The sequence below is a fragment of the Cupriavidus sp. FW306-01-F10A genome, from assembly GCF_058782785.1.
This window is the reverse complement of the sequence record NZ_JBYSYA010000028.1, coordinates 67,288-77,634: the sequence shown is the minus strand read 5'-3', so window position 1 is coordinate 77,634 and position 10,347 is coordinate 67,288. Positions and strand designations below refer to the sequence as shown.

At 62.0% G+C, this 10,347-nt stretch carries 9 protein-coding genes and 4 tRNA genes; 12 read left to right on the top strand and 1 reads right to left on the bottom strand.

Annotated features, from left to right (window positions below; translation table 11 throughout):
- The first annotated feature begins 362 nt into the window (after positions 1 to 362).
- The 11 genes from AC3WLF_RS27760 (at position 363) to rplL (ending at position 5,789) form a co-directional block, all read left to right on the top strand.
- Positions 363 to 448: transfer RNA gene (locus AC3WLF_RS27760), tRNA-Tyr, on the top strand.
- Positions 449 to 499: 51 nt separating this feature from the next.
- Positions 500 to 573 (top strand) — tRNA-Gly (locus AC3WLF_RS27755).
- A gap of 37 nt (positions 574 to 610) precedes the next feature.
- Positions 611 to 685 (top strand) — tRNA-Thr (locus AC3WLF_RS27750).
- A gap of 45 nt (positions 686 to 730) precedes the next feature.
- The gene (gene tuf / locus AC3WLF_RS27745; protein ID WP_492320443.1) at positions 731 to 1,921 is read left to right on the top strand and encodes an elongation factor Tu; all 1,191 of its coding nucleotides are present in this window, start codon (positions 731 to 733) and stop codon (positions 1,919 to 1,921) included.
- An 84-nt stretch (positions 1,922 to 2,005) separates the two neighbouring features.
- A tRNA-Trp gene (locus tag AC3WLF_RS27740) sits at positions 2,006 to 2,081 on the top strand.
- 59 nt (positions 2,082 to 2,140) lie between these two features.
- Positions 2,141 to 2,521 (top strand): preprotein translocase subunit SecE, encoded by a 381-nt coding sequence (gene secE, locus AC3WLF_RS27735; protein ID WP_010810469.1) that lies wholly within the window; start codon positions 2,141 to 2,143, stop codon positions 2,519 to 2,521.
- Between the two features lie 10 nt (positions 2,522 to 2,531).
- Positions 2,532 to 3,113 (top strand): transcription termination/antitermination protein NusG, encoded by a 582-nt coding sequence (gene nusG, locus AC3WLF_RS27730; RefSeq protein ID WP_010810468.1) that lies wholly within the window; start codon positions 2,532 to 2,534, stop codon positions 3,111 to 3,113.
- A gap of 159 nt (positions 3,114 to 3,272) precedes the next feature.
- Positions 3,273 to 3,704: a 50S ribosomal protein L11 gene (gene rplK / locus AC3WLF_RS27725; protein ID WP_010810467.1), complete on the top strand. Its 432-nt coding sequence runs from the start codon at positions 3,273 to 3,275 to the stop codon at positions 3,702 to 3,704.
- Complete coding sequence (rplA, locus tag AC3WLF_RS27720; protein ID WP_010810466.1) at positions 3,705 to 4,400, top strand: 50S ribosomal protein L1; 696 nt, start codon at positions 3,705 to 3,707, stop codon at positions 4,398 to 4,400.
- A 423-nt stretch (positions 4,401 to 4,823) separates the two neighbouring features.
- Positions 4,824 to 5,345 carry a 50S ribosomal protein L10 gene (rplJ, locus tag AC3WLF_RS27715; protein WP_010810465.1) on the top strand — a complete coding sequence of 174 codons (522 nt, stop codon included), beginning with the start codon at positions 4,824 to 4,826 and terminating at the stop codon, positions 5,343 to 5,345.
- A gap of 69 nt (positions 5,346 to 5,414) precedes the next feature.
- Positions 5,415 to 5,789 (top strand): 50S ribosomal protein L7/L12, encoded by a 375-nt coding sequence (gene rplL / locus AC3WLF_RS27710; RefSeq protein WP_010810464.1) that lies wholly within the window; start codon positions 5,415 to 5,417, stop codon positions 5,787 to 5,789.
- Between the two features lie 158 nt (positions 5,790 to 5,947).
- Here rplL and AC3WLF_RS27705 read toward each other — a convergent pair whose 3' ends face one another.
- Entirely contained in the window at positions 5,948 to 6,328 is a 381-nt protein-coding gene (locus AC3WLF_RS27705) for a hypothetical protein (RefSeq protein ID WP_162166395.1), read from the bottom strand.
- On the opposite strand from AC3WLF_RS27705, the gene rpoB reads away from it, so the two are divergent.
- Complete coding sequence (rpoB, locus tag AC3WLF_RS27700) at positions 6,209 to 10,315, top strand: DNA-directed RNA polymerase subunit beta (RefSeq protein WP_492320446.1); 4,107 nt, start codon at positions 6,209 to 6,211, stop codon at positions 10,313 to 10,315. The genes AC3WLF_RS27705 and rpoB overlap by 120 nt on opposite strands.
- Positions 10,316 to 10,347: the final 32 nt, after the last annotated feature.

The window sequence follows — 10,347 nt, the reverse complement described above, 5'->3', positions numbered from 1 at the left end:
AACAGGTCCGTGAAACAGCTCCGCGCCGATGATAGTGCGGATTCCCGTGTGAAAGTAGGTCATCGCCAGGCTCTTATTCCCAAAACCCCTCGACAGCGTGTGCTGCGAGGGGTTTTGTCTTTTCCGGCTCGTGGTCGCGAGCGGCCTCGCGGGGCCTGCCAGGCGGCCTCAGAGCCTCCAGGAGCGACGCTGGAAAGCCCCTATAGGGTGAGAACGCAGAAATCTAAACTGCGCTTGTGGGAGTGATCAGGCGGTTCAAGCGCCACGCTGGAACGCCTTCCCTGGTCTGGCCAAGTACAGCATCCGCAACGGAAAGTGCTTGACAGGCAAGGTGAGAAGCCCCATAATCGATAGTTCTCTGCGGAGAGGTGCCCGAGTGGCTAAAGGGGGCAGACTGTAAATCTGTTGGCTTACGCCTACGCTGGTTCGAATCCAGCCCTCTCCACCAGAATGCAAGACAGCAGCCGGCAGTGCCGGTGAAGAAGCAGGAAAGAACCGGGCGGGTGTAGCTCAATGGTAGAGCAGAAGCCTTCCAAGCTTACGACGAGGGTTCGATTCCCTTCACCCGCTCCAGTCGCGCGGTTGCTGTCAGAGTAGTACGTCAAGTTTCGCCCATGTGGCTCAGTGGTAGAGCACTCCCTTGGTAAGGGAGAGGTCGGCAGTTCGATCCTGCCCATGGGCACCAAATACCACGCACTGGCAATATCGCTACCGAGACAGGAGTCGCGAAATGGCAAAGGAAAAGTTCGAGCGGACCAAGCCGCACGTGAACGTTGGTACGATTGGTCACGTTGACCATGGCAAGACCACGCTGACCGCAGCGATTGCCACGGTGCTGGCAGCCAAGTTTGGCGGTGCCGCCAAGAAGTACGACGAAATCGACGCAGCGCCGGAAGAGAAGGCACGCGGTATTACCATCAATACCGCCCACGTCGAGTACGAAACGGCCAACCGCCACTACGCGCACGTTGACTGCCCGGGCCACGCTGACTATGTGAAGAACATGATCACGGGTGCCGCCCAGATGGACGGCGCGATCCTGGTTTGCTCGGCCGCTGACGGCCCGATGCCGCAAACGCGTGAGCACATCCTGCTGGCCCGCCAGGTTGGCGTGCCGTACATCATCGTGTTCCTGAACAAGTGCGACATGGTGGACGACGCTGAACTGCTCGAGCTGGTCGAGATGGAAGTTCGCGAGCTGCTGTCGAAGTACGAGTTCCCCGGCGACGACACCCCGATCATCAAGGGTTCGGCCAAGCTGGCGCTGGAAGGCGACAAGGGCGAGCTGGGCGAAGTGGCCATCATGAACCTGGCCGAAGCGCTGGACACCTACATCCCGACGCCGGAGCGTGCCGTTGACGGTACCTTCCTGATGCCGGTGGAAGACGTGTTCTCGATCTCGGGTCGCGGCACCGTGGTGACCGGCCGTATCGAGCGCGGCGTGGTGAAGGTCGGTGAGGAAATCGAAATCGTCGGTATCAAGCCGACGGTGAAGACCACCTGCACCGGCGTGGAAATGTTCCGCAAGCTGCTGGACCAGGGTCAAGCCGGCGACAACGTTGGCCTGCTGCTGCGCGGCACCAAGCGTGAAGACGTCGAGCGCGGCCAGGTGCTGTGCAAGCCGGGTTCGATCAAGCCGCACACCCACTTCACCGGCGAGGTGTACATCCTGTCGAAGGACGAAGGCGGCCGTCACACCCCGTTCTTCAACAACTACCGCCCGCAGTTCTACTTCCGTACGACCGACGTGACCGGCTCGATCGAGCTGCCGAAGGACAAGGAAATGGTCATGCCGGGTGACAACGTGTCGATCACCGTCAAGCTGATCGCCCCGATCGCCATGGAAGAAGGCCTGCGCTTCGCTATCCGTGAAGGTGGCCGTACCGTCGGCGCCGGCGTCGTGGCAAAGATCCTCGACTAAGTTGTTTGATAGCGAACGCGGCACCAACCGGCCGCGTTCGTTGCCAGAAGGGGTTGGCGCCAGCGCCGGCCCCACAGTTGTTTTAGGGGTATAGCTCAACTGGCAGAGCGTCGGTCTCCAAAACCGAAGGTTGGGGGTTCGATTCCCTCTGCCCCTGCCAAATCAATCAGCCGCGTCGCGAAGAGCAATCGTGACGCGGCTTAGTCTCGTTTGCGAAACATGGCCAATCCCAATGTTGAAACCGTGAACGCCAGCAGCGGCAAGTGGATGCTTGGCGTGGCGGTGCTGCTGGTGGTTGCGGGCGTCATCGGTTTCTATGCACTGGCACAGCAACCGTCTTATGTACGTGGCGCCGCACTGTTCGGTGGTATTGCACTGGGTATCGTAGTTGCGCTGGTGTCGGCACCAGGCAAGGACTTTATCGGGTTCGCCAAGGAATCGTATCGGGAAGTTCGCAAGGTCGTCTGGCCGACGCGCAAGGAAGCCGGGCAAATGACGGGGCTGGTCTTCGTCTTTGTCGTCATCATGGCGCTGTTCCTGTGGTCGGCTGACAAGCTCATCGAGTGGGTCGTCTTCTCGCTCGTGCTGGGCTGGAAATAAGAGGTAGCACATGACGGATAACGCTCAGCAGGAAACCACCGCGCCGGAATCGCCTTCGTCGAAGAAGCGCTGGTATGTCGTGCATGCCTATTCCGGCATGGAGAAGAGCGTGCAGCGCGCGCTGCAGGAGCGCATCGAACGCGCCGAGATGCAGGACAAGTTTGGCCGCATCCTGGTGCCTTCCGAAGAAGTCGTGGAAATCAAGGGCGGCCACAAGTCGGTCACCGAGCGTCGTTTCTTCCCCGGCTACGTGCTGGTGGAAATGGAAATGACCGACGAGACCTGGCACCTGGTGAAGAACACCAGCAAGGTCACCGGTTTCGTGGGCGGCGCCCGCAACCGCCCGAGCCCGATTTCGCAGCGCGAAGTCGACAAGATCATGACCCAGATGCAGGAAGGGGTCGAGAAGCCGCGTCCCAAGACGCTGTTCGAGGTGGGCGAAATGGTGCGCGTCAAGGACGGCCCGTTCACCGACTTCAACGGCAACGTGGAAGAAGTGAACTACGAGAAATCGCGCCTGCGCGTCTCGGTCACGATCTTCGGGCGTGCCACGCCGGTCGAGCTCGAGTTCGGCCAGGTCGAGAAGGTTTAAGGAATTTGCCGGCTGCGGCCTGAAAGGGCGGCAATTGGCAACGGCGACGCCCCGGTGGCGGCGCCAAGAGGAGCGTGAGGCCGTGCCGAAGGTGCGGCGACAGCGCGTTACGACTCAACAGGATCGCATCCCGAAAGAGCGATCCGGATTGGAGTAGAGATGGCCAAGAAGATCATTGGCTTTATCAAGCTGCAGATTCCGGCTGGTAAGGCAAATCCCTCCCCGCCCGTTGGTCCCGCACTGGGTCAGCGTGGTCTGAACATCATGGAGTTCTGCAAGGCGTTCAACGCCCAGACCCAGGGTATGGAACCCGGTCTGCCGGTGCCGGTGGTGATTACCGCCTTCGCCGACAAGAGCTTCACCTTCGTGATGAAGTCGCCCCCGGCGACCGTGCTGATCAAGAAGGCAGCAGGCATCACCAAGGGTTCGCCGAAGCCCCACACCGACAAGGTTGGCAAGATCACCCGCGCCCAGGCTGAAGAAATCGCCAAGGCCAAGAACGCTGACCTGACCGCCGCCGACCTGGACGCCGCCGTGCGTACCATCGCCGGTTCGGCTCGTTCGATGGGCATCACCGTGGAGGGTCTGTAAATGGCTAAGGTTTCCAAGCGCGTCGCCGCCAACAAGGCGAAGATCGAGCGTACCAAGTTTTACCCGATCGACGAGGCCCTGGGCCTGGTGAAGGGCTGCGCCTCGGCGAAGTTCGACGAGTCGATCGACGTGGCCGTGCAGCTGGGCATTGACGCCAAGAAGTCGGACCAGGTGGTTCGTGGTTCGGTGGTGCTGCCCGCAGGTACCGGCAAGTCGGTTCGCGTGGCTGTGTTCGCCCAGGGCGAAAAGGCCGAAGCCGCCAAGGCCGCCGGTGCTGACATCGTCGGCATGGAAGACCTGGCCGAGCAAGTCAAGGCCGGCAACCTGAACTTCGACGTCGTGATCGCTTCGCCGGACACGATGCGTATCGTCGGTACGCTGGGCCAGATCCTGGGCCCGCGCGGCCTGATGCCGAACCCGAAGGTCGGTACCGTGACGCCCGACGTGGCCCAGGCCGTGAAGAACGCCAAGGCTGGCCAGGTGCAGTTCCGTGTCGACAAGGCCGGTATCATCCACGCCACCATCGGCCGCCGCTCGTTCGACGACGCAGCGCTGAAGAGCAACCTGTCCGCACTGCTGGAAGCCCTGGTGAAGTCCAAGCCGGCTACGAGCAAGGGCGTGTACCTGCGCAAGATCGCCGTCTCGTCCACCATGGGCGTTGGCGTGCGCGTGGAACAAGCTTCGCTGTCGGCCTGAGCTGACGGCATGGGCTGACCGGACCCGATAGCACCGGTCGGCCGCGAATTGAAGATCCTGGCGTAAGCGGGGATCGGCTCCGGACCTGGTTCTGCCAAGCGGCGGGACAAGGACAGGGAGCAAGGCTTTGGGCAGTGGCGGCAGTCGGACACGTTGTGTTCAGGCAGTCGCCGCTGGTTATCAAAGACCGCTGGTGTCCGCATGACCGCAGTCAGGCATGCGGGCTTAATCGGCCGGGAGGTACAAGCAGGGCCAGGTGCCGTGCATGACCAACCCCGGGCAACCAGCGCAGATGGCGCACCCGAAGGGATTGATGAATCCGGGCCTGTCCCGGGTGATTCGGGCCAATCGGACGCCGTTCGTTTGTGCTGACGTGAAGACTCCGGTATTGCCGGAGGGCTAGCGTCATTTTGGAGCTTAACCGTGCCACTCAATATTGAAGATAAGAAGGCCGTCGTTGCTGAGGTTTCGGCGCAAGTCGCCAAGGCCCAGACCATCGTCGTGGCCGAATATCGCGGCATTACGGTTGGCGATCTGACCAAGCTGCGTTCCACCGCTCGTCAGCAAGGCGTGTACCTGCGTGTTCTGAAGAACACGCTGGCCCGCCGTGCCGTCGAAGGTACGCCGTTTGCAAGCCTCGCAGAGCAGATGACCGGTCCGCTGATCTACGGTATTTCCGAAGATGCAGTGTCGTCGGCCAAGGTTCTGAACGACTTCGCCAAGACCAACGACAAGCTGGTCCTGCGCGCCGGGTCGTATGACGGCAAGGTTCTCGACGCTGCCGCCGTGAAGGCGCTGGCCTCGATCCCGAGCCGCGACGAACTGATTGCTCAGCTGCTGGGCGTGATGCAGGCACCGGTGTCGGGCTTCGCCCGTCTGCTGGCTGCACTGGCTGCCAAGAACGCCGAAGGCGCTCCCGCGGAAGCGGAAGCCGCTGGCGCCTAAGGCAATCCAGGCCTCGCATCGAAAGATCGCATTACCGATACCGAATCAAATCTAGTAGGAGTATTTCAAATGGCAATCACCAAAGACGACATCCTGGAAGCCGTTGGCGCGATGTCCGTGATGGAACTGAACGACCTGGTCAAGGCGTTCGAAGAGAAGTTTGGCGTGTCGGCTGCTGCCATGGCTGTGGCTGCTGCCCCGGGCGCCGGCGGTGCCGCCGCTGCTGAAGAGCAGACCGAGTTCAACGTGATCCTGGCCGAAGTCGGCGCCAACAAGGTCGGCGTGATTAAGGCTGTTCGCGAAATCACCGGCCTGGGCCTGAAGGAAGCCAAGGACCTGGTTGATGGCGCACCGAAGCCCGTCAAGGAAGGCGTGGACAAGGCTGCTGCTGCCGAAGCCAAGAAGAAGCTGGAAGACGCTGGCGCGAAGGTCGACGTCAAGTAAGGCATTGCTCGCGTGCCCTTTCGGCACGCGGATGGGGCTGGCAAAGGGAAATTCCCGGCGCCAGCCTTTTTGCGCTTGTGCGAAAGTGTTTTGAGAAGCACTCTTCGCAACAGAAAGTGATGTTTGCGAGTCTCGATGCCCTTGGGCATGCCGGAGTCTCAGCAGAGGCCAAACATCAGTGGCACACTAAGTGGTTGCTGCTGATGTTTGTCTTCTGAACCGACTGCAGAAGACAAGTTTGGTCGGGTGTCCCCCGGGCGAGTACAGGCGTTGCGCTTGATGCGACGACCACACCGCCCGCAGCGTGCGGACACCGTCAGCCAGAGGTTGGTAGCGGCCAACCGCCAAATCCCCTCCCAGTCGCTGAACACCTCAGGTCCGGCCAGGTCCAGCCAGCCCTGCGATGATTCGGAGATCCCATGGCGTACAGCTTCACCGAAAAGAAGCGCATTCGCAAAAGCTTTGCGAAGCGCGCGACGGTACATCAGGTTCCATTCCTGCTTGCCACCCAGATTGAATCCTACACTCAGTTCTTGCAAGCGGAAACGCCGACCGCGCGTCGCAAGACCGAAGGCCTCCAGGCCGCTTTCAACGCAATCTTCCCGATCTCCTCGCATAACGGGCTTGCCCGTATGGAGTTCGTCTCGTATCACCTGTCCAACCCGCCGTTCGACGTCAAGGAGTGCCAGCAGCGTGGCCTGACGTTCCACTCGGCCCTGCGCGCCAAGGTTCGCCTGATCATCAACGATCGCGAGAACCCGGGCAAGGTCAAGGAAGTGAAGGAGCAGGAAGTCTACATGGGTGAGATCCCCCTGATGACTTCCACCGGTTCGTTCGTCATCAACGGCACCGAGCGTGTCATCGTCTCGCAGCTGCACCGCTCGCCGGGCGTGTTCTTCGAGCACGACAAGGGCAAGACCCACAGCTCGGGCAAGCTGCTGTTCTCGGCACGTATCATTCCCTACCGCGGTTCGTGGCTGGACTTCGAATTCGATCCGAAGGACATCCTGTACTTCCGCGTCGACCGCCGCCGCAAGATGCCGGTGACGATCCTGCTGAAGTCGATCGGCCTGACCCCGGAACAGATCCTCGCGCACTTCTTCGTGTTCGACAACTTCACGCTGCAGGCCGAAGGCGCGCAGCTGGAGTTCGTGCCCGAGCGCCTGCGCGGTGAAGTCGCGCGCTTCGACATCGCCGACAAGAACGGCCGCGTGGTGGTCGAGAAGGACAAGCGGATCAACGCCAAGCACATCCGCGACCTGGATTCGGCCGGCACCAAGCTGATCAGCGTGCCGGAAGACTACCTGCTGGGCCGCGTGCTGGCCAAGAACATCATCGACCCGGATACCGGCGAGGTGATTGCCAACGCCAACGACGAGCTGACCGAAACGCTGCTGGAAAACCTGCGCGAAGCCGGCGTCAAGCAGATCCAGACCCTGTACACCAACGACCTGGATCAGGGCCCGTACATGTCGCAGACCCTGCGCGTGGACGAGACCGCCGACCAGACCGCTGCGCGGATCGCGATCTACCGCATGATGCGCCCGGGCGAGCCGCCGACCGAAGAAGCGGTGGAAGCGCTGTTCCAGCGCCTGTTCTACAGCGAAGAGTCGTACGACCTGTCGCGCGTTGGCCGCATGAAGGTCAACAGCCGTCTGGGCCGCCCGACCGGCGAAGGCGCCATGGTGCTGCAGGACGAGGACATCCTCGAGACCATCAAGATCCTGGTCAACCTGCGCAACGGCAAGGGCGAGGTCGATGACATCGATCACCTGGGCAACCGTCGCGTGCGTTGCGTCGGCGAACTGGCCGAAAACCAGTTCCGCGCCGGCCTGTCGCGCGTGGAGCGTGCCGTCAAGGAACGTCTGGGCCAGGCCGAGACCGAGAACCTGATGCCGCACGACCTGATCAACTCGAAGCCGATCTCGTCGGCGATCCGCGAGTTCTTCGGTTCGTCGCAGCTGTCGCAGTTCATGGACCAGACCAACCCGCTGTCCGAGATCACGCACAAGCGCCGTGTCTCCGCACTGGGCCCGGGCGGCCTGACGCGCGAGCGCGCCGGCTTTGAAGTCCGTGACGTGCACCCGACCCACTATGGCCGCGTGTGCCCGATCGAAACGCCGGAAGGTCCGAACATTGGTCTGATCAACTCGCTGGCACTGTATGCCCGCCTGAACGAATACGGCTTCCTGGAAACGCCGTACCGCAAGGTGGTCGACAGCAAGCTGACCGACCAGGTCGACTACCTGTCCGCGATCGAGGAAGGCAAGTACGTGGTGGCGCAGGCCAACGCGACCGTTGACGCCGACGGCAACCTGACCGACGAACTGGTGTCGGCGCGTGAAGGCTCCGAGCGTGAAACCCGCATGGTCACGCCGGACCGCGTGCAGTACATCGACGTGGCGCCGTCGCAGATCGTGTCGGCCGCTGCCTCGCTGGTGCCGTTCCTGGAACACGATGACGCGAACCGTGCACTGATGGGCGCCAACATGCAGCGCCAGGCCGTGCCTTGCCTGCGTCCGGACAAGCCGCTGGTCGGCACCGGCATCGAGCGCACCGTTGCGGTCGACTCGGGTACGGCCGTGCAGGCGATGCGTGGCGGCGTGGTCGACTACGTCGACGCGATGCGTATCGTGATCCGCGTGAACGACGACGAAGCCGTGGCCGGTGAAGTCGGCGTGGACATCTACAACCTGATCAAGTACACGCGCTCGAACCAGAACACCAACATCAACCAGCGTCCGATGGTCAAGGTTGGCGATATCGTTGCCCGCAACGATGTGATCGCCGACGGCGCCTCGACCGACCTGGGCGAACTGGCCCTGGGCCAGAACATGCTGGTGGCGTTCATGCCGTGGAACGGCTACAACTTCGAGGATTCGATCCTGATCTCGGAGCGTGTGGTGGCCGAAGACCGCTATACCTCGATCCACATCGAGGAACTGTCGGTCGTTGCCCGCGACACCAAGCTGGGACCGGAAGAAATCACGCGCGATATCTCGAACCTGGCCGAAGCCCAGCTGGCTCGCCTGGACGAGTCGGGCATCACCTACATCGGCGCTGAAGTCGAAGCCGGCGACGTGCTGGTTGGCAAGGTCACACCAAAGGGCGAGACCCAGCTGACCCCGGAAGAGAAGCTGCTGCGCGCGATCTTCGGCGAGAAGGCTTCGGACGTGAAGGATACCTCGCTGCGCGTGCCGTCGGGCATGAGCGGCATCGTGATCGACGTCCAGGTCTTCACCCGCGAAGGCGTGACCCGCGACAAGCGTGCCCAGTCGATCATCGACGACGAGCTGAAGCGCTACCGCCTGGACCTGAACGACCAGCTGCGTATCGTGGAAGGCGACGCGTTCCAGCGTCTGGAGCGCCTGCTCATCGACAAGACCGTCAATGGCGGTCCGAAGAAGCTGGCCAAGGGTGCCAAGATCACCAAGGAATACCTGGCGGATATCGACAGGTACCACTGGTTCGACATCCGTCCGGCCGACGAAGAACTGGCTGCCCAGCTGGAAGCCGTCAAGGAAGCCATCGAGCAGAAGCGCCACGAGTTCGACCTGGCCTTCGAAGAGAAGCGCAAGAAGCTCACGCAGGGCGACGAACTGCCGCCGGGCGTGATCAAGATGGTCAAGGTGTACCTGGCCGTCAAGCGCCGCCTGCAGCCTGGCGACAAGATGGCCGGCCGTCACGGCAACAAGGGTGTCGTGTCCAAGATCACCCCGATCGAAGACATGCCCTACATGGCCGACGGTACGCCTGCCGACATCGTGCTGAATCCGCTGGGCGTGCCTTCGCGGATGAACGTGGGTCAGATTCTCGAGACCCACCTGGGCTGGGCCGCGCGCGGCCTGGGCGAGCGCATCGGCAACATGCTGAAGGCGCAAGCCAAGGCAGCCGAAGTGCGCAAGCTGCTCACGCAGATCTACAACGAGAGCGGCAAGGTCGAAGACCTCGACAGCCTGTCGGATTCGGAAGTCCTGGAGCTGGCCGAGAACCTGAAGAAGGGCGTGCCGTTCGCGACGCCGGTGTTCGATGGTGCGCATGAGGACGAAATCCGCCGCATGCTGGACCTCGCCTATCCGGAAGAGATCGCGAAGGAGAAGGGCCTGACCGCTTCCAAGCAGCAGGTCACGCTGTTCGACGGCCGCACCGGCGAAGCGTTCGAGCGTCCGGTCACGCTGGGTGTGATGCACATGCTGAAGCTGCACCACCTGGTCGACGACAAGATGCACGCGCGTTCCACCGGCCCGTACTCGCTGGTGACGCAGCAGCCGCTGGGTGGTAAAGCCCAGTTCGGTGGCCAGCGTTTCGGTGAGATGGAAGTTTGGGCACTGGAAGCCTACGGCGCGTCGTACGTGCTGCAGGAAATGCTGACGGTCAAGTCCGATGACGTGAACGGCCGTACCAAGGTGTACGAGAACATCGTCAAGGGCGAGCACTCGATCGATGCCGGCATGCCGGAATCGTTCAACGTGCTGGTGAAGGAAATCCGCTCGCTGGGTATCGACATCGACCTCGATCGCTACTGATCGGGCAGGTGAGGGGAGCCGGTTGCGGCCGG